Origin of the sequence: Pedobacter sp. SG908, assembly GCF_011759615.1 — a bacterium.
Taxonomy (GTDB): Bacteria; Bacteroidota; Bacteroidia; order Sphingobacteriales; family Sphingobacteriaceae; genus Pedobacter; species Pedobacter riviphilus.
Genome location: NZ_JAAOYY010000002.1, coordinates 948765 through 969395, shown reverse-complemented (window position 1 = coordinate 969395; position 20631 = coordinate 948765). Strand labels below are relative to the sequence as shown.

19 protein-coding genes are annotated in these 20631 nt (G+C 38.0%); 9 read left to right on the top strand and 10 right to left on the bottom strand.

Features of this window, described 5'->3' with window-relative positions; translation table 11 throughout:
• Positions 1 to 44: 44 nt before the first annotated feature.
• Positions 45 to 3239, bottom strand: coding sequence for a S41 family peptidase (locus FHT21_RS19185; RefSeq protein ID WP_167296329.1), 3195 nt, complete (start codon positions 3237 to 3239; stop codon positions 45 to 47).
• 74 nt (positions 3240 to 3313) lie between these two features.
• Between FHT21_RS19185 and FHT21_RS19180 the strand changes: the two genes are divergently transcribed.
• From FHT21_RS19180 to FHT21_RS19165, 4 genes are all read left to right on the top strand, one after another.
• Positions 3314 to 4594 (top strand): glycosyltransferase, encoded by a 1281-nt coding sequence (locus tag FHT21_RS19180; RefSeq protein WP_167296328.1) that lies wholly within the window; start codon positions 3314 to 3316, stop codon positions 4592 to 4594.
• Between the two features lie 125 nt (positions 4595 to 4719).
• Positions 4720 to 5466, top strand: coding sequence for a glycosyltransferase family 2 protein (locus FHT21_RS19175; RefSeq protein WP_167296327.1), 747 nt, complete (start codon positions 4720 to 4722; stop codon positions 5464 to 5466).
• Between the two features lie 266 nt (positions 5467 to 5732).
• Positions 5733 to 6158, top strand: coding sequence for a hypothetical protein (locus tag FHT21_RS19170; protein WP_167296326.1), 426 nt, complete (start codon positions 5733 to 5735; stop codon positions 6156 to 6158).
• Between the two features lie 74 nt (positions 6159 to 6232).
• Positions 6233 to 6793 (top strand): type 1 glutamine amidotransferase domain-containing protein, encoded by a 561-nt coding sequence (locus FHT21_RS19165; protein WP_167296325.1) that lies wholly within the window; start codon positions 6233 to 6235, stop codon positions 6791 to 6793.
• 101 nt (positions 6794 to 6894) lie between these two features.
• Here the strand turns inward: FHT21_RS19165 and FHT21_RS19160 are convergent, their stop codons facing one another.
• The 7 genes from FHT21_RS19160 to typA form a co-directional block, all read right to left on the bottom strand.
• Positions 6895 to 7938 (bottom strand): hypothetical protein, encoded by a 1044-nt coding sequence (locus FHT21_RS19160; protein WP_167296324.1) that lies wholly within the window; start codon positions 7936 to 7938, stop codon positions 6895 to 6897.
• 117 nt (positions 7939 to 8055) lie between these two features.
• Entirely contained in the window at positions 8056 to 9246 is a 1191-nt protein-coding gene (locus FHT21_RS19155) for a serine hydrolase (protein WP_167296323.1), read from the bottom strand.
• A 30-nt stretch (positions 9247 to 9276) separates the two neighbouring features.
• Positions 9277 to 10191 (bottom strand): lysophospholipid acyltransferase family protein, encoded by a 915-nt coding sequence (locus tag FHT21_RS19150; RefSeq protein ID WP_167296322.1) that lies wholly within the window; start codon positions 10189 to 10191, stop codon positions 9277 to 9279.
• A 90-nt stretch (positions 10192 to 10281) separates the two neighbouring features.
• The gene (locus tag FHT21_RS19145) at positions 10282 to 11208 is read right to left on the bottom strand and encodes a lysophospholipid acyltransferase family protein (RefSeq protein WP_167296321.1); all 927 of its coding nucleotides are present in this window, start codon (positions 11206 to 11208) and stop codon (positions 10282 to 10284) included.
• A 157-nt stretch (positions 11209 to 11365) separates the two neighbouring features.
• Positions 11366 to 11944, bottom strand: coding sequence for an NAD(P)H-dependent oxidoreductase (locus tag FHT21_RS19140; protein ID WP_167296320.1), 579 nt, complete (start codon positions 11942 to 11944; stop codon positions 11366 to 11368).
• Positions 11945 to 12007: 63 nt separating this feature from the next.
• The gene (locus tag FHT21_RS19135; RefSeq protein WP_167296319.1) at positions 12008 to 12568 is read right to left on the bottom strand and encodes a Crp/Fnr family transcriptional regulator; all 561 of its coding nucleotides are present in this window, start codon (positions 12566 to 12568) and stop codon (positions 12008 to 12010) included.
• A 194-nt stretch (positions 12569 to 12762) separates the two neighbouring features.
• Positions 12763 to 14568, bottom strand: a complete 1806-nt coding sequence (gene typA / locus FHT21_RS19130) for a translational GTPase TypA (RefSeq protein ID WP_167296318.1) — start codon at positions 14566 to 14568, stop codon at positions 12763 to 12765.
• A 227-nt stretch (positions 14569 to 14795) separates the two neighbouring features.
• On the opposite strand from typA, the gene FHT21_RS19125 reads away from it, so the two are divergent.
• Positions 14796 to 15155 (top strand): DUF4180 domain-containing protein, encoded by a 360-nt coding sequence (locus FHT21_RS19125; RefSeq protein ID WP_167296317.1) that lies wholly within the window; start codon positions 14796 to 14798, stop codon positions 15153 to 15155.
• Positions 15156 to 15158: 3 nt separating this feature from the next.
• Here the strand turns inward: FHT21_RS19125 and FHT21_RS19120 are convergent, their stop codons facing one another.
• Positions 15159 to 15605, bottom strand: coding sequence for a VOC family protein (locus FHT21_RS19120; RefSeq protein ID WP_167296316.1), 447 nt, complete (start codon positions 15603 to 15605; stop codon positions 15159 to 15161).
• Positions 15606 to 15747: 142 nt separating this feature from the next.
• Between FHT21_RS19120 and FHT21_RS19115 the strand changes: the two genes are divergently transcribed.
• Positions 15748 to 16425: a TIGR02117 family protein gene (locus FHT21_RS19115; protein ID WP_167296315.1), complete on the top strand. Its 678-nt coding sequence runs from the start codon at positions 15748 to 15750 to the stop codon at positions 16423 to 16425.
• A gap of 104 nt (positions 16426 to 16529) precedes the next feature.
• Here the strand turns inward: FHT21_RS19115 and FHT21_RS19110 are convergent, their stop codons facing one another.
• Entirely contained in the window at positions 16530 to 17342 is an 813-nt protein-coding gene (locus FHT21_RS19110; RefSeq protein ID WP_167296314.1) for an alpha/beta hydrolase-fold protein, read from the bottom strand.
• A 182-nt stretch (positions 17343 to 17524) separates the two neighbouring features.
• Between FHT21_RS19110 and FHT21_RS19105 the strand changes: the two genes are divergently transcribed.
• From FHT21_RS19105 to FHT21_RS19095, 3 genes are all read left to right on the top strand, one after another.
• Positions 17525 to 18232 (top strand): alpha/beta hydrolase-fold protein, encoded by a 708-nt coding sequence (locus FHT21_RS19105; RefSeq protein ID WP_167296313.1) that lies wholly within the window; start codon positions 17525 to 17527, stop codon positions 18230 to 18232.
• Between the two features lie 187 nt (positions 18233 to 18419).
• Complete coding sequence (locus tag FHT21_RS19100) at positions 18420 to 19499, top strand: hypothetical protein (RefSeq protein ID WP_167296312.1); 1080 nt, start codon at positions 18420 to 18422, stop codon at positions 19497 to 19499.
• 28 nt (positions 19500 to 19527) lie between these two features.
• A complete protein-coding gene (locus tag FHT21_RS19095; protein ID WP_167296311.1) occupies positions 19528 to 20628 on the top strand; it encodes a carboxylate-amine ligase in 1101 nt (366 codons plus the stop codon).
• Positions 20629 to 20631: the final 3 nt, after the last annotated feature.

Genomic DNA, 20631 nt, shown 5'->3' with positions numbered 1-20631 from the left:
CCAGCAATAAAACAATCCTTTACAATTTGAATGGTTAACTAGCCTTATTTCAAATCTTTCAAGATCTCTGCTACTGCTTTTTCTAGTTGAGGATCTTTATTTGCCAGGCGGTCTTCAAAAGTATTTTTAACGAAGATATCTGGCTTAACACCCTCCTTTTCAATATTCTTGCCATCCATAGTATAACAACCCCACGATGGCAAACGGTAAGAAGAACCATCAACCAAACCTTTAGCTGAAGTAAAAATAATCCATCGATAGGTTTCTGTACCGATAATCTTACCCAATTTTAATTGTTTAAAACCTGCAGCAGTCATTTCAGCATCACTTAGAGATTGCTCGTTAATCAGCAATACAATCGGCTTTACTGCAGGGCCAAAATTACTTTGCGGGGCCATTTTACCACCGCGGTATTTCCATTGTAAATAAGGGCGCTGAGAAAGAAATTTCAGTACATCATCATGCACGTTCCCTCCGGTATTGTAACGTAGATCGAGAATAATGGCTTCCTTATTTTCTTCTTGTGCAACCATATCCAAAAGGAAAGTCTCCAACTCGCCACCACCCATGTTCTTCATATAAGAATAAGCAATCCGGTTGTTGCTCCATTTATCTACATTTTTATGGTTTTGACTAATCCACTCATCGTAAAGGTTTCCGCGCAAAGTACCAGAACTTTCAGGATGTACATTTACATAAACATCTTTTCCATTGCGTTTAAAGGTTAAAGTGATTTCTTTATCCAGCGATGGCTTACTAAAATAATAATCGCGGTCTATTTTTTCATCTACCTTAACACCGTTTACTTCAGTCAAAATATCTCCTGCCAAAATATTAGTTCCGGTGTGTGCAGCATTGCTTTTAGCGGCAATACGTTCAACTTTTAAAGGGTTTTCATTATCGAAGATAATCCCCGTTTCATTAGTGATGTAAGTAAGGTTTTTACGTTCCTCTGCCCCTGAGCTATTAAAGCCCATGTGCGAAGAATTCAGTTCGCCCAGCATATCATTCAATAAAATCCTCAGATCACTCCGGTTATTTACATAAGGCAGATAAGCCGCATAACGCGTTCTCATTTTATCCCAATCTACGCCATGAAATTTTTCATCGTAAAAATTTTCATCTAAACCTACCCAGGTTTCGTAAAACATCTGATTAAACTCAGCATTTAGATTTCTGGTAAATTTATAACCATGGTCTACCCGATCAAGTTTATTCCCTTCTAAGGTATATTTATTGATTACACCTCTCGATAAAACGAAAAATTTATCCCCAGCCGAAATGATGGAGTAATCACCCCCATCAGCAACTTTTTCAGTTTTATTGGCTTCAAAAGGTTCGATAGTGGTGCGATAAAGACCTGGTGCACCACCTTCATGGTTAGATGAATAAAAAACATAGGTTTTATCGCCTTTAGCATAAGCATCTGTTCCGTACTGGCCGCCAAACGAAGGACCAACCAATTCTATTCTATCCAAGATATCTTGAGTATTAATGGTAATTACGTTAGCGGGTTTAGGTGTAGGCTTAACTTCGGTTTTCTTTTTAGCCGTATCGGTTTTTGCTTTTTTATCATTTTTATTTTCGGGTGCAGGTTTAACATCGGTTGGTGCGGGTTTGCTTTCTTTAAACAGATCATCGAACTTATCTGAACGGTAGGGCTCATCGTAATCATTCAACGCCATTCGATAAATGTGCGCGTTCGACATGCCGGTTGGATAAGATGGCTTGGTACGGGCGCTGGTAAAGAAAATATATTTCCCATCTGGCGACCATGCCGGACCCGTTTCGGTAACACCTGTATTGGTTAAGTTAATGGTTTTATTGTTTTTAATGTGATGTACCATGATATCCTGCTCGAAATTCCGGTAAACAGTGAAAAGCACATATTCGTCATTTGGCGAAAAACTTGGTGCCGAGCTCTGTATGGCCCAAAACTCGTCAGTCACTAAAGTTTTAGCATCGAAGGTTTTAAGATCCATTAGTTTAAGTTCGTTTCTGCCACTCAGATACACGGCCATCGTTTTGGTTTTATTTAAAGTGATATCCCGTACGTTTGCTTTCTCTTTAGTGAGCTGTTTTATTGAGCCTTTACCATCGCCGGTAATGGTAAACCAGTTTTGATAGCCATTAGCTGTTTGACTAAACAGGATGGTTTTGTTATCAGCCAACCATTTACATTCTAGCGCCCTTTCCCCGCTGTTGGTAATCTTACGGATAAATTTTCCATCGGCATCGCTTACAAATACGTCCCCTCGCGAGATAAATGCCATCTTTTTACCATCAGTAGAAACATCAAATGCCGAAATATTACCTCGCACATCGTACTCTTGCTCTTTACTCAATACTTGATTGCGCGAGGTATTAATATTGATTTTCTCTGTTTTCTTAGAAGCTACATCGTAGGTGTACAATTGATAATCTTTCTCAAACACAACCGTTGTTCCATTAGCCGAAACAAAAGGGCGTTTAATGGAAGTATCAAAATTGGTCAGGCTTGTTTTCTTGCCACCTATAAAAGTGTAGAGATTGTATTCCTCATTGCCTTCATCCGATACGAAAAAGATATTTCCTTTTTGATCAACACTCGTCCAGAAATCTTTCCCAATGTAATCGGTATAGCGTTTATAACTTTTCGATTTTGGATTGTACGACTGGATATCGGGATTATAGGCCCCTTTGTAATGTTTACGGTTTGCAAAGCGGTAACTCTCCCATGTATCGTTAAAAAACAGTTCCCCATTTGGCGATTCGGCAATGTGGTGTGTAGTGTTGAAATAATTATCGAATAAACGAACAGCCGTACCGCCGTTTACACTTACCTTATAACTCGAAAAAGAATTGTACCGACCAGATGTAAAATAAATTGTTTTCGAATCCCAACTCCAGTTGTCCACTTCATCCGCAGCATCGTTAAAAGTTAATTGTTTAATGTCGCCACCTGTTAGAGGCATCACATAAACATCATAATTACCAAATTGATTAGAAGAAAAAGCCATCCATTTTCCATCGGGAGATATTTTCGGATTGATTTCTTCACCTTGCATGGCGGTAACTCTCGAAGCTACACCTCCTTTTACCGGTACTTTCCAGATATCACCATCATAGCTAAATACTATTGTTTGTGCATCTGGCGTTAAAGCAGGGTATGCTGCAAAATAAGTTTGGCTGTAGGCTAAGGAATAAATGGGCAACAAAAAAGCTAATGTTGCTAGCGATTTCAACAGGGATTTGATCATGATTTATTTTGTTTGGCTTTTGATGCCTCAAAATACGCAACAGATTTTATATTCGTAAACAATAAAATGTATTTTTGATTGATTTGAAAGTAGTACACCTAAATACCTACGATGGAAATGGCGGAGCAGGACGTGCCTGTTTGCGCTTAAGTGACGCATTAAACGCTAGTGGAATCGATTCGAAAGTATTGGTTTACTATAAATTTGGTCAAAATCCTAAGATTGATACCTTTAGCAAATCACCTTTGCAGAAAGCCAAAGCCATTTATAACATCTTATCAGAAAGATATTTTGCCAAATGGCTCAGTAAATCTGTAAAAACGCCATTTAGTTTGCAGTGGTTTGGCCGTTCGGTTATAAACCACCCAGATGTTAAAAATGCTGATATTATCCATCTGCATTGGGTAAACCATGGCTTCTTAAACCCCAAGTTTTTAGCGCAGCTTGATGAACTGGAAAAACCGATTGTGTGGACTTTTCACGATAGCAATGCTTTTACCGGCGGATGCCACGTGCGCTATGGATGCGAAAACTTTCATCAACAATGTGGCAATTGCCCGATTTTGAAAATCAGCGGTAAAAATGATATTTCGCACAAAACCTGGGTGCGCAAGCAGAAAGCTTACACTGAATTAAATTTCCATATTGTAGCGCCTAGCAAATGGATGGCGGCTTCGGTAAAGTTCAGCAGTTTGTTGGGCACAAGAAAAACTACAGTTATCCCGAATACAATAGAAACGAAAATTTTCAAGCCCTATGTTAAATCAGAAGCTAAGAAAATCCTGAAGATTAATCCAGATAAATTTGTTTTGATGAGCGGATTTATGCCTTCAAAAAACGACAAGCATAAAGGGACTCCCTATTTAATCGAAGCGCTGGAAATTTTGTCGCGTAGGGCAGGAATACAGAAAGAAAATATTGAGTTGGTTATTTTTGGAAATAAGGAGAATGCCGAAATGCCTGAGTTTCCTTTCAAAACCACTTTTTTAGGCACAATTAACAAAGATGATCACCTAGCAAAATGTTATTCTGCTGCAGATGCATTTATTACACCCTCGCTGGAGGATAATCTACCCAATACCGTGATGGAAAGTTTATCGTGCGCTACCCCTGTTGTTGCTTTTACTACCGGTGGGATTCCGGACATGGTTAAACACATGCAAAATGGCTACCTGGCCGAATATCAGAATGCGGAAGATTTGGCAAACGGCATAGAGTGGCTTTACCATCGCCCAAATAAAGAAGAAATCCAAAAAGCAGCCAGGTTAAGTATTTTAACCGATTTCTCGGAAGAAGTAATTGCCGCAGAACATATCCATCTTTACGAAACATTGATTGATTTACAACCGAAATAACGCCACATTTTAATAAAATTTTACAGTTCTATTTGCAATTTGGTTGGCAAAATCTCATTTTCTTTTCTACAAATAAAAATTTGATCAATCTTTATTAAATTTATACCGATCCAAAAATCCAACTCTTGCCAAAGCTAACAATCATCACCATTGTATATAATAACGTTCGCGATATCGAACGTACCATCCATTCTATTCTTAATCAGACCTATAAAAAAATTGAATATATTGTAATAGACGGCGCATCAACCGATGGCACTTTGCAGGTTGTTGAGCGTTATAAAGATCAGATTACAAAAATTGTATCAGAACCTGATAAAGGCATTTACGATGCCATGAACAAAGGTTTAGCATTAGCAACAGGCGATTATGTTTTATTTATGAACTCGGGTGATGAGATTTATGATGAACAAACAGTAGAAGATGTTTTTGCCTCTGCCCCCGGTGCCGACATTTATTACGGCGAAACTGAAATGTACAATGACAACTGGGAAAATTTAGGCCGAAGAAGGCATGAAGCACCAGAAGAATTCGACTGGACGAGTTTTAAATATGGCATGAACATCAGCCACCAGGCCATTTATATCCGCCGCAGTATTGTTACGCCATACGATTTAACCTATAAGTACAGTTCAGATATTGATTGGATCATCAAAGCGGCAAAAAAGGCATCTAATATTGTTAATGTTCACCGTTACGTTGCCAAATACCTGGTTGGTGGCATGAGCAAGAAAAAGCATCGCGAAAGCTTAAAAGAACGTTTTAAAATTTTCACTAAGTATTATGGCTTAATACCGAATATCTTTAATCATATTATCATTGCAGGTAACCTGGCTTTATATTTTGTTAAGCACCGTAGAACGAACGATTAGCTTATGAATGAAGAAATTAACGAGCTACTTTCTATCTATGAACAGGAAAAAAAATTAATCGAGTCTATAATCGAAGAAGATGGATTGATAGTGATTATAAAGCAATTCGCTTAAATTCTAAAAATCTCAATAGGATACAGCGCCAGATTGAACTGATTAAATCATTAATTGATCCATATACGCAAGAAAAAGAACGATTAAAAAGGACAATCGATTTTTTCGTTAAAAAAAGTGAGCAGGAAGAATCTGATGAGTACAGAACCCAGATGCTTGCTCAGATTGATCGTAAATTAGACCAACTAAATAGTTATAAACTAGGTTATTTTAACGATGGGCAAGAGTTTGATGATGCCATATTTGATTTGGTAGAACAGAAGAATGCAGGATTTATTTTCAACTTAAAAAAAGAAAATAAATTGGCCATATTGTTTAAACGCACGGATAAGGAAATTTTATTATCAGTTACCAATATAAAAAAGCTTAAAAAACAGCACATTTTAGATAAAACCGCTAGGGCTGTACTTAAATCAATCGGTTTTAAAGAGGAAAAACGCGATGATTCACTAGTTTTCACTTATGGTTTGGATAATTTTAAAGATGCTATTTTTATTAAAACTATAGTGAGCAGAGTGATTTTTGATGCATTTCATTTTCAAAACTTAGACAATAAAACAACCATTGAGATTTTTTAGTAATCTCAAATTTCTAAAAACAATAATTTTTCCCAACTGTCTTTAATATATCACCTATTAAAAATTTAAAGATTATGGGACAATTAAGTAACCGCATCATTGCTGTACTTTCAGAAAGCGGATTTGAAGAAGTAGAATTAACCGAACCAGTTAAAAGGTTAAAAGAAGAGGGCGCAACCGTTCACATTATCTCCTCAAAAAGTGGAAAAATAAAAGCCTGGAATCACGATCACTGGTCGATAGAAGTTGATGTAGATAAAACCATATCGGAAGCAAATGCTGATGATTATAACGGATTACTTTTACCAGGCGGCGTAATAAATCCAGATCAGTTACGTATTAACGAAGATGCATTGGTTTTTGTAAAATCATTTTTTGCCGACGGGAAACCTGTTGCCGCCATTTGCCATGGTCCACAAACGCTGATTAATGCCGATGTGGTACAGGGCAGAAAATTAACTTCAGTAAAAAACATTTCGCAGGATTTAATTAATGCCGGAGCTATCTGGTCAGACGAGGAAGTAGTAGTTGACCAAGGCTTGGTTACCAGCCGTACGCCAAAAGATCTACCCGCTTTTAACGATAAAATTGTAGAAGAATTTGCTGAAGGTGTTCACGAAGGGCAGCATGCCTAAAAACTTTCGACGCTCTTTCTAGATTCACTCAAAAACGGTAGGCAATTTGCCTACCGTTTTTATTTATTTGGTGGCGCCAGATGTTTACCATCTGACGCCACTTATAGCTTAACCTGCCTAATAATATTTTTGATATTCAATTCAATAATATCCGTCATGGTTTTGCACTGTAGATAATTCACATCCTTAAAATAATCGCTCATACCCTGTTTCAGCAAGGCGATATTTTCGGGTGTGGTTAATTCTTCTTTGTTCGAAACATCACGAAGATCGGTTAAGCGATGACGTTCGCTCCTTACGCGATGTACAATTGACGACCGTTCCTCCTGCTGATATTGCAGTACGGTTTTCTCCGTTAATTGCTCCATGCTCATTTTTACATAAGGCAGATTCTCTTTAAAAAACTGAGGTAGATAAACTTTTAAATTGCCTTCGTAAAACTGTTGATCAAAATCTATAGCGCGGATACGAAACTGGATATCATCAAAATCGGGTGTAATCTGTACCACAAAATTATAGGCACGCATATCTCCCAAAAGCATAATCAAACAGCGTTCATTAAACTTCACAAACTCTTTTGCTATACGGGTAGGGTTAAATTCTGGTGTATATAACTGTCCTTTTGTAAAAACATCACCAGGAATCCCTGCAATGTGTTCTTCTACCAGGGTATCGCCATCTACCAGGTAATTTACCTGATTCGGCGAAAGGATTTCTTCCATTTCTAAACCGTAAATTCGAGAGGCATCCGCTTTTTTAATGTAGAAGTAATCGTAAACATCATTTAAACGGTTTACAATACGGATGCGAAAGGGATGGGTATTTCCGAAGGTGCAATATTCTATTTTATCGATGTACTTATGTTCAACAATACGCAGGTTACCCGATGCTTTAAGATTTGCATAAATTTCTTTTAAACCATCATGCAATGTTTCAATTAAATCCTGTGCATATATCGGGCCTTCCCAAAGAGAATCTTTACCAAACTTATCCATTAACGGGAAAGCTTCATTAAACTGCATTAAATCGTTATAACCAATGGGTAATTTCGCTTCGCGTTGGTAAGTGCGCAAATATTTCTGCAAAGCAGGTGTAACCGGAAAAATCGGCTTCTTTTTTGAAATTTTTACATCGTTATTTTCCATGTAGAGGCAATGTACTATTTAAAAATTTAACCGCAAAGGCCGCTAAGTTTTACGCGAAGAAGGCATGGAAAAATCCTTAACGTTCTCTGCGCTCCTTTTTCTTTGCGAACTTTGCGGTTAAGACTTCGGATAACTGAATGGCAATCCACTCAAATACCTACTGATTTTTCGATAGGGATAATTCCCTGCACCGTGATCGGCAAACTGCACAATAATGGTATTTGTTTTCGGATCTATATACAACCTTTGGCCAAGCATACCCTCTGCCGCATAATCGCCGTGATCTCCTTCTTGCGGAATCCACCAAAGGTAATGATGTGCAGATTTTTGCCAGCCTTTTGCTGATGCAGGAGTTTCGTTACCAATGTTGATCGATTGATTTACCCAGTTTTCAGGAACAACCTGATTTCCATTGTACCTACCTTTATTTAAATACAGGCGGCCTATTTTAGCTAAATCTATCGCCGTTACCTGAAAACGACTGGCAGTATTGGTTAAGCCATTTACCTGATCCAGGCCCCAGGTTGAGTTATATTCGGCTCCGATCTGTTTCCATACATGGCTTTCGAAATACTTGGCCACCGATTTGCCGCTCGCCTTTTTTAGAACCCAGCCCAATAAAATCGGATCGATGCTTTTGTACACCCAAACCGTACCAGGTTTGTTAACTAATTTTACTTTCATCAATTGGGCCTGCATATCATCAGTATAATAATATTTGGCTTCGTCAGAAAAAAAAGCTTTTATAATCCCGCCCAAAGCATCCTGAAACTCGAGTCCCGATTTCATATCCAACAGGTTTTTTAAAGTAATCTGCTCAAAAGCCGGATTCGATTTTAATTCAGGGATATATCTTGTTACCTTATCATTCAGACTTTTAATACTACCATCGGCCAGTGCCTGGCCGATCATAATAGAAATCATACTTTTTGCTCCCGAAAACATGGTACTTAAAGTGCTATCGCAATATCCTTTATCATATCTTTCGTACAGTACACTATCATTCCTGATCACGATAAAGGCATTGATCTGCCCGTTTTTTAAATAAGTCTTTAATGGAATCAACCGGTTATTTCCATCCTGTACATGCAAAGTATCCAAATCATTGCGTGGTTTTGCTCCCCTGACAAAATGAAAGGCAGAATCACTCTTGTGAGAAACTTCTTGCGGAAAAATTTTATAGGTTTCGGCATCTGGTGTCCTATATTTTAATACATTTAAGAGGTACGGTTTCCAAAGAAATAAGGCAAACAATGATAAAAAGAATGCATAGATCAGCAGCAGTAATATTTTTTTGAACGTTTTCATTTACAGGCACAATATTCACAAATATAAATATTATGCCTGTTTTAACATTTCATTTCCAATAAAAGCAGTTTCCGTTTTTGGTTTGTATTTCCATCTTTTATGGCTCCACAACCAATATTCCGGTTTCTCTTTAATCATCTGTTCCAAAAAGCGGGTGTGCAGTTCGGTAATTTCAAACTCAGTGGTTTCAGCCGGGTTTAAACATAATGGAACACAATCTACATTATAAAAACCCCGCTTAAGTACATTTATCTTAAAATAAAATATCGGTTGACCGGTACGTTTAGCAATTTTTTCTATCCCTAATTGTACCGAACTGGGCTGATGCAAAAAAGTAGTCCAATAATGCGATTCATCTTTAGAAGGTGCCTGGTCGTTACCAAAACTAAAGATGCTGGGTTTACCTTTACTGGCTTGCAAAGCACGCATGGTCTGCCGCATGGCAATAAGCTTATTGCCAAATCTGCTTCTTACTTTTTTAAACCAGTTATCGAATATCGGGTTGGTTAAGGGTTTGTAAATAGGATAATGATCTGCCTGAAAATTGAGTCCGATGCCCAGCGTCCCCCATTCCCAGTTACCATAATGTGCCGAACAGATCAATACGCTTTCGCCACGGTCTAAATAGGCCTGAACCTGAGCTTTATTTTTAAAAATGAAACGTTTTTCTATTTCTTCCTTTGAGATCCCGTTCATTTTTACAATCTCAAATATCAGCGAAGCTAGGTAGCGGTAAAAACGTTTTTCGATAAGAATGATTTCATTTAACGATTTACCAGGAAGGGCATTTAAGAGGTTTTCCCTCACCACTTTCCTACGGTAGCCGAAAACAAAATAAAGCAGTAGATAAGCTCCATCGGCCAGAATGTATAAAACAGATAGTGGAAACAGAGATAATACGCCTAAAAAAAATATTCCCAAATGGGAAATCCCCTTTTTAATCATACCAGAATTAGTTGAATTGCTAAATTAAAAAGCAACGCAAAGAATTATGCCACAAAAATGTTAGATTTTAATTTATAGACGCAAAAAAGCTTAAACTATGGCATCCATGATATCCTGATCCCTTACCACGACTTTCTGAACTTTCTGCTCTGGTTTATATTTCCACCTGCGGTGACTCCACAACCAGTAAGCCGGTGCTTCTTTAATCATATCTTCCAAAAAGTGTGTATGCATTTCGGTGATTTCAAATTCGGCAGTTTCAGCAGGATTTAAACAAATCGGCACACAATCTACTTCGTAATATCCTCTTTTTAAATAATTTATTTTAAGGTAAAACACCGGGCGATTTGTTTTTCTGGCGATTTTCTCAACTCCTAACTGGATGGAAGATTCTTGATTTAAAAAAGTTGTCCAATAGTTCGATTCATCCTTCGAAGGTGCCTGATCGCTTCCAAAAGTAAACATCGTCGGTTTATTTTTGCTCGATTGGATAGCCCTTAAGGTTTGACGCATTGACACCATACGGTTGCCAAATTTGCTTCTCATGGTCAAAAACCAATTATCAAAAGCTTCGCTGCTCAACGGTTTATAAATAGGGTAATGTTCGCCCGAAAAGTTTAAACCAATGGCCATGCACACCCATTCATAATTGCCATAATGTGATGAGCAGAAAAGTACACTTTCATTATTTTTGAGATAAGCTTCTACCAGATCGGTATTTTTAAACTTTACCCTTTTGTTTAATTCCTTTTTAGAAATGCTTTTCATTTTGATCACTTCAATAAAAAGTGAAGACAAAAATTTATAAAAACGCTTTTCTATATCATTAATTTCTGAGGTACTTTTTTCGGGAAACGCATTAACCAAGTTTTCTTTAACTACTTTTCTGCGGTAGCCGAAAACATAAAATATTAATACATAAAAAGCATCTGCCAATCTGTATAAGATAAATAGCGGCAACAGAGAGAGCACATTTAATAAAAATATACCCACCTTGGATAACCCTTTATTAATCATGATTGGGACGATTAGTTTGCTTTTGAAAATGCAAAATTAAAAGTCACGAGAACATCAACTGCCATACAATTGTTAATTTTTTATTCCTAAAGGTTTTATGAAAAATTTATGACAAAATTATCTTAACAGCCAACAATTCATTTTGACCTACAACTCGCTACCCGAAAGATTTACCTAGTAAAAACGCTTTATTAAGCCACTTTAAACGTTGGTTTTCGGTAGAATTTTTAACAATGCCTATATAGCTAACTTTAACAGGTTTTACACCACAATACTGCAATACACTTTTCTTTAATTGATTAACACTCGGTCGGCCAAAAAACAGGCGATAATACCAGGATGGCTGATCTAATGTGGTAATGATACGCGCTGTTTTTCCTTTTAATAGCTTATCCCACCAAACACTATTTTCACGGTATTGAAAGGTAATTCCGGGTAGAAACAAACGATCGATAAAACCTTTCATTATGGCTGGCATACCTCCCCACCATACGGGGTGAATCCAAACCAAATGATCAGCAGTTTTGATTTTTTCTAGGGTCAATAACAAATCGGGTTCTAATTCTGTTCTTTGACGATAACCGAAGGCCAGGTTGGGATTAAATACCAATTCGGCAATATGGATTAACGAAACATTTGCACCCGAATCTTTAGCGCCTTTATAATAGGCCTCGGCCAATGCAAAATTGATACTATCTTTATTTGGATGCCCGTTTAGGATTAAAATATTTTTCATGTTGCTTTTATTTACAGCACAAAATTAACCCTGATTTTTTGCTCAACAGGCAGACAAATGTCCTTAAATAATTTCTTTTCTGAGCCGACTTAAGTGCCTTGGGGTAATAGCCAGAAAAGATGCCAGGTATTTTACCGGAATTTTTTTGATATAATCGGGATGGCTTTTAAAAAGTTCAACATAACGTGCCTTAGCAGCATTTTTTTGATACATGAAAACACGTTTCTCCAAATGAAGATATTGCTGTTCAGCTATTATTTTTAACAATTTCAATCCATTTATGCTCGATTCGGCCAAAGCATCTACAACCTCCTTTTTAATAATCAATAAATCTACATCACTCATCGCCTGGATATTCTCAACAGTTGGGTTTCCGGTAATCAGTGAAGAATAGGCCGTCATAAACTGATTGGGAAAAGTGAGGCAGTAGGTATATTCCTCGGCACTGGCAGCGGTATAATAAGAACGCAAAATACCCGATTTAATAAAAGCAACTTCCTCACAAATTTTATTCTCGGTAATAAAGAATTCTCCCTTTTTTAATGTTCTTGGTACTGCATTGACCATAAAGATTTCTATTTCTGCTGGCGAAAGAATATTAAAGGATTGAAGGTAAGTTTGCATGGTAAAAATTTTGCAGGGGCAAGATAAGCAAAACTTAAGGAACCTATTACCCTAACTCCTGGCGTTAACAACTTCAGCGCCCATTTATGATTAAAGTTGCCAACTCCAACAAAGCCATTAAACACAAAAAAGCCCCGATTTTACATCGAGGCTTTAGTGATATGTATTTTAAGTCCCCTGTAGGGGGTATAAGTCTAAGCGAATTGCTTTCCTTTAACTTTACGTTCTTGTTCTGTTAAGAAGATTTTACGTAAACGCATGCTTTGCGGTGTAACCTCGATATACTCATCAGCCTGGATATATTCCATAGCTTCTTCTAAAGAGAATTTAATTGCTGGTGCAATACGTGTGTTATCATCAGTACCAGAAGCACGCATATTGGTTAATGCTTTACCTTTTACTACGTTGACTACTAAATCGTTATCACGGATGTGTTCACCCATAATCTGCCCTTCGTAAACATCAGTTCCCGGATCGATGAAGAAACGGCCTCTATCCTGTAACTTATCAATTGAATAAGCTGTAGTTTGCCCTTTTTCCATTGAAACCAGTACACCGTTTAAACGACCAGGGATCGTACCTTTCCAAGGCTCGTAAGCTTTGAAACGGTGTGCCATAATTGCCTCACCTGCTGTAGCAGTTAAAACGTTGTTACGTAAACCAATGATACCGCGTGCAGGGATTTCGAATTCTAAGTGCTGTAAATCGCCTTTTGGCTCCATAATCAATAACTCACCTTTACGCTGAGTTACCAATTCGATTACTTTACCAGAAACTTCTCCCGGAACATCAACAATTAAAGTTTCAATCGGCTCATGTTTCTTACCATCAATTTCTTTAATGATAACCTGAGGCTGACCTACCTGAATCTCATAACCTTCACGACGCATCGTTTCGATTAATACAGATAAATGGAGAATACCACGACCATAAACTAACCAAGCATCTGGAGAAGCTGTTTCAACAACTTTTAAAGCTAAGTTTTTCTCCATCTCTTTGTACAAACGCTCTTTAATACGCTGAGAGGTTACTAATTTACCTTCTTTACCAAAAAACGGAGAGTTATTAATGGTAAACAACATGTTCATTGTTGGCTCATCAATGCTAATTACCGGTAATTGCTCTGGTGCTTCGAAATCAGCAATAGTATCGCCAATATCAAATCCATCAATACCTACAACAGCACAAATATCACCTGAACTTACTTCTGAGGTACGGATTTTTCCTAAACCTTCGAAAGTATAAAGTTCTTTTACTCTTGATTTTACGATTTTACCATCGCGTTTAATTAAAGTAACCGGTTGGTTTTCTTTAATTGTACCGCGATGTACACGACCGATTGCGATACGACCAACGAAAGATGAATAATCTAACGAAGTGATCTGCATCTGTAATGTACCCTCGTTGATTGGTGCAGGCGGAATGTTTGCCACAACTGCATCTAACAAAGCGAAGATATCAGTAGTTGGTACTTTCCAGTCTGTACTCATCCATCCTTGTTTAGATGAACCATAAATTACAGGGAAATCCAATTGATCTTCAGTTGCTTCAAGGTTAAAGAACAATTCGAAAATCTGCTCATAAACCTCTTCAGGGCGGCAGTTTTCTTTATCCACTTTGTTTACCACCACAATTGGCTTTAAACCCAGTGCCAAAGCTTTTTGCGTTACGAAACGTGTTTGAGGCATTGCACCTTCAAAAGCATCGCAAAGTAAAAGTACACCATCTGCCATTTTCAAAACACGCTCTACCTCACCGCCAAAATCCGCGTGACCAGGAGTGTCAATAATGTTAATTTTTACGTCTTTGTACTGAACAGATACGTTTTTAGATACAATCGTGATACCACGCTCGCGCTCTAAATCGTTGTTATCCAATATCAAATCTCCTGTTTGTTCGTTGTCACGAAAAATAGAACAAGAGTGTAAAATCTTATCAACCAACGTGGTTTTACCGTGGTCAACGTGTGCTATAATAGCTATATTTCTAATCTTTTGCATAAAATGCGCCTCAAATTTGGCGCAAAGATAGTGTTTTGAAATGGATTTTCTACTATATCTGTCACTATTTAATACGATGATAATGTTGCAATTATCTCATTTTTAAACAGAAAGGCAGTATGCTTCTTTTTTCAATCAATTACGGGTTTGAACAAATGTTTAAAAGAAAACATAATCTTTAAATTAGCCACGACAAAATACAACACCAGCCATTTACATGCCTAAAGATGAAAATTGAAACGCACACCATAAACAACATCAATATTGCAGAAATTATTTCTGAAGAAATTATTATTAATGATGCAGCCGATGGATTAGACTTATTGGGGAACCTATATTACCAGGGTTTTGATAAAATCATTATACAAGAACATAATCTTACTTCCGCTTTCTTCGACCTGAAAAACGGAATAGCCGGAGAAATCCTTCAAAAGTTTTCAAATTATCGGGTAAGCCTGGCCATTATTGGCGATTTTAGTCCATATCAAGGTAAAAGCATTAAAGATTTTATTTACGAAAGCAATAAAGGCAAACACATCAATTTTTTAAGTTCGACAGCTGAAGCGCTAACAAAGCTAGCTGAATGAAATTTACATGTTTAACCATTCCTGATAAGAAATTACACCCAGTTCTGGTTTAGCTTCTCCTTCCAAAATGGCAATAAACTCCAGTGCATGCCCATCAGGATCGTTAAAGTAAATAGCCAAAGCGGGCATCCAGGCAAAAACCATGGGTTCGCGATTTCCACTTTTAAGAAAATTATAAGGCTGAAGATTTTTAGATTCAAGAAATTGAACTGATTTGTTCAGCACATCATCCACCTCACAACGGAAAGCAAAATGCCTGATATCGATTTCGTCTTTAGGTTTTTCCCAAATCCCCAACATGGCTTCCTGGGGTTTCCCGATCCAGAAAAAGGCAATTTTGCGTTCTTCTTCGTAATGGCACTGTGTTAAGCCCAATGTATTACTGTAAAAATCGATCGATCTTGCTAGATCTTCGACATAAATATGTGTTTCAAATAATCCTTTTATCATGCTGTTAAGGTAGGAATAACTTGCAACCGCAAAAAATCATGTTTTTCGATACCGCTATCAATAAAATCGATAGTCGAAATTATTTTGCAAATTGGGTTACCCAAAATGGCATTGGTATATTAATTGAAACAACCAGAAAAGAATGAACAAAAGGGTTTTAAAATATACGGGCAGATTTTTAATTATTTTTATCGCATTGCTTGGGATTTACTTCCTAGCTGCTTTTTGTTGCTCACGCATTACCATAAATGCCAATCCTATAAACCCAAAAGAGGTTACCATCTACATCATGACGAACGGTGTGCATACTGATATTGTGGTTCCGGCGGTCAACGCCGAAATAAACTGGACAAAAGAAATCAGTTATCAAAATACGCTGGAAGCCGATAGCACTTATCAATATTTGGCCATGGGTTGGGGCGACAAGAAATTCTACCTCGAAACACCAGAATTTTCAGACCTTAAACTTAGCAATGGGTTAAGGGCCATTTCGGGTTTAAGCACATCTGCCATGCACACCACCTATTACAAAAATATACTGGAAGATGCGAACTGCAAGAAAATTATCATCAGCAAAGCGCAATATCTGCAACTGATCGATTATATTTTAAATAGTTTCAAAAAAGATAAAGCCGGACATCTGATCAATGTTAAATCGAACATCCATTATGATATTGGTGATGCCTTTTACGAAGCAAAAGGAAGTTACAGCATTTTTAAAACCTGTAATACCTGGGCAAATGCCGCACTAAAAGCTTGCGGGCAGCGGAGCTGTTTATGGACGATATTTGATACTGGTATTTTTTTGAAATATGAGTAGCCACACGAACGATCGTCATTCCCAACTCGATTGGGAATCTTAAAGCGCTTGTATTACGATTCCCGCATGCGCGGGAATGACGGCGATACTAATCGATTCTATCACTAAACCTCAAATGCCCAATCTAAAAAGGCTGGCATTACACTTTCCCAGGTCGGAACATCGTGTTTGCCACCAACTTTTTCGTAATAAAAAACATTTTCTGGCCGTTTGTAACCTTTATTTAGAAGTATTTTAACAATATCGATCGTATCGTCTATCGAATCGATGATCATATTTTTGTTCCTGTCGGCCTTTTCGTCTTCCGTTCCGGTCATTAACCAGAATTTCATATCTGGCTTAGTAGAAGTATTTTCCAGTTGTTGATGCATAATACGGTCGGCATCGGTATAACCCTCGGCCAGGTCTTTTTTTCTCCACCAAAATGCTCCTGAAAAAACACCAATAGCATCAAAAGCAGCAGGATTGTTCCAAGCAATATCGAATGCAGATAAACCACCCAGGGAAAAACCAGCAAAACCTACTTTACCAGCTATCGGCATCGCAATTTTCTTTTTAACAAAGGGCAAAAGTTCTTTAATCACGAAATCAGTATATAAACTGGCTTTCGCACCACGTCCTTTAAAATCGGGCACCCCCGCAACACCATACTCCATTAAACGATCTGCTGATGCTTTAATGGCTACTACAACCAACCTATGGTTTCTTTTGCCGTGGTGGGCTTCTTCCAAAATCCGGCTAAAATCCATTCTGGCCACATCCTGCCCATCATTTAATAAAAGAAGCTCTATTTTCTCATTTCCTAAAATACCTTCGGGTGCGTAAATATCTATTTCTACCTCATGCTTTAAATAAGCCGAGGGTATTTTAAAGTTGCTGGTATTAACTTTTACGGATAAAATTGTGGTGTACATCATATTCAAAATCCCCTATCACATGGCTATCGCCTCAGAATTAGGGTGCAAAGGTACAAATCTCCGTAAACTATTAATTATCATAGGTTAATTTTTACAATACGCATTTAATTTGCTTCATTTTACTGCTTAAACAATTCTTTTTGTAGATTTTAATTTATACCTTAAATCATTCAATTTTTATTATGGTTAAAGAAGAACATAAGAAATGGTACAGCCCGAATTTAAGTGGCGAAATCGACATGCTCATCTTTGGTCACGGTGGCATCCCTATCCTACTGTTCCCAACAAGCATGGGTCGATATTTTGAAAACAAGGATTTCAAGTTGATCGATTCTGTTGAGGGTTTTATCAATGAAGGAAAAATTAAGATCTATTGCCCTGATGGCGTTGATAAATTAAGCTGGTACAACAAAAGTATCCATCCTGCCGACAGGGTTAAAAACCACATCTGGTACGACAAGTATTTATTGGAAGAGGTAGCCCCTCTGGCCAGGCACGAAACCGGGCACAGCAAAATTATTACTGCTGGCTGTAGTTTTGGTGGTTATCATGCAGCAAATTTCGCTTTCAGACACCCCTGGTTGGTAAGCCACATGTTTAGTATGAGCGGGGCTTTCGATATTTCTGGCCAGCTAGACGGTTTTTACAATGACGATGTTTATTTCAACAACCCGGTTGATTATCTGCTGAATAACAGTAACCCCGAGCTACATTATATGAAAATTGTTTTGGGCACAACAGACCGTGATATGTGCAGGCCCGATAATGAGCGTTTATCCAATATTTTAAATAAAAAGGGTATCAATCACTGGCTTGATATCAGACAAAATGCAGATCACGATTGGCCCATCTGGAGAGAAATGTTTCCGGATTATATTGCACAGCTTTAGTTTAGTCCTAAGTCGGCGGTCTTAAGTCCCGAGTCAATTTAGGATATAATTTTATCAAACAATTAACCGATTAACCAGTTAAACAATTAAACTCATTACTTACCAATGAAACCATCATGAACAAACAAGTGTAACCAACTACAAAGGCTCATGATCGCTTTATCACGATTGAAAGACAATTAAAACTATGAAAAAAATAGGGATTTTATTTGGACAGGAACGCTCTTTTCCTGAAGCCGTAATCGAAAGAATTAATCAAAAAGCAGAAAAAGGCATTACTGCTGAAGCTGTTAAAATCGATAAGATATTTCAAAATTCGCCGTTGGGTTATTCGGTAATTATCGACCGGATTTCGCAAGATGTACCATTCTATCGCGCCTCATTAAAAAATGCTGCCATTACAGGAACTGCCGTAATCAACAATCCATTTTGGTGGAGCGCCGACGAAAAGTTTTTTAACAATGCCCTGGCCGAACAAATTGGTGTTCCTGTACCCAAAACGGCCTTAATCCCTTCAAGAGAACATCCAACCGGAACAACATCCGAATCTTTTTCTAACCTGGAAATGCCATTAAATTGGGATGCGATTTTCGAGTATGTAGGTTTTCCGGCGTATATGAAACCTTATGATGGTGGAGGCTGGAGAGATGTTTATAAACTTCATGATAAAGAAGATTTTTTTGATAAACACAGCGGCACCCAACAACTGGTAATGCTTTTGCAGGAAGAAATTATTTTCGAAGAATATTTTAGGTGTTATTGTATCGGCGGCAAATATGTGCGTATTATGCAGTACGATCCGCGTAATCCGCATCACTTACGCTATGCAACGGAAGGTAAATCGCCAGATCCGAAATTGCTTAAAACAGTGGAAGAATACACCCTAAAGTTATGCAGATATTTGGGCTACGATTTCAATACTGTTGAATTTGCCGTGCGTAATGGTGTACCTATTGCAATCGATTTCTGTAACCCTGCCCCTGATGCCGACATTAAGAGTGTTGGTCAGGAAAATTTTGATTGGGTAGTAGAAACTACGGCAAATTATGCCATTGAAAGGGCAAAAGCGCAAAAAGACGGACAAGATAATTTAACCTGGGGCGAATATATTAAATCGTCAGTTGGTGGCAAACCGTTAATAGCTAAAACTGCACCAAAAGTGGCTAAAACAGCTACACCAAAGAAAGTTACGGCGACAGAAAAGGTTAAGACTGCAACAACAGAAAAAACAGCTGCAAAACCTAAAAAACCTGCGGCAAAAAAATAACTGGGATTTAATTTTAATCAATAGAAGAATGAACGAATTTACGCTGGGCATAGAAGAAGAATATATGGTAATTGATCCCGTTACCAGAGAGCTCACTTCGCACGAGCAAAAAATTGTAGAAGCCGCCCAAAAAATTCACAAAGACCAGGTTAAAGCAGAAATGCACCAGGCTGTGGTAGAAGTTGGAACCGGTATTTGTAAAACCACCACCGAAGCACGCGAAGAGATTTCTCAACTGCGTTATACGGTTTCGCAGCTAGCCGGAGAGCAGGGCTTAAGAATTGGAGCCGCTGGCACTCACCCTTTCTCGCATTGGGAAAAGCAGTTAATTACAGAACATCCCCGTTATAATGAGATTGTGAACGAACTACAGGAAGCTGCACGTTCTAACCTCATTTTTGGTCTGCATGTACATGTTGGTTTCCAATCGCGCGAACTGGCTATTCACATCGCCAATCAGGTGAGGTATTTTTTACCGCATGTTTTTGCTTTATCAACCAATTCGCCATTCTGGGAATCGCGGAACACGGGTTACAAATCTTTTCGCACTAAAATTTTCGACAAATTTCCACGTACTGGTATCCCTGATATTTTTAATAGCATTGAGGATTACGACAACTATGTAAAACTGCTCATCAAAACCAATTGCATGGATAATGCGAAGAAAATTTGGTGGGATATCCGTGTGCATCCCTTTTTCGATACTGTTGAGTTCCGCATTTGCGATTGCCCGATGTTGATTGATGAAACAATGGCTTTTACTGCATTATTTCAGGCATTATGTGCCAAACTGTACAAACTGCGTTTGCAGAACATGGAGTTTATCAGCTATTCGAGAGCATTAATCAATGAGAATAAATGGCGGGCTGCCCGTTATGGAATTGATGGGAACCTAATCGATTTCGGGAAAGAAATGGAAGTGAACTGCCGCAACCTTATTTTAGAACTGTTAGATTTTGTAGATGATGTGGTGGATGATTTAGGCTGCCGTGATGACATTAATTATGTGCATAAAATATTGGAGCATGGCACAGGCGCAGATAGACAGTTGGCGGTTTACCAACAAACTGGTAACTTTGAGGCGGTGGTAGATTACATTACTACTCAAACACTTATAGGCGCAAAGTAATTT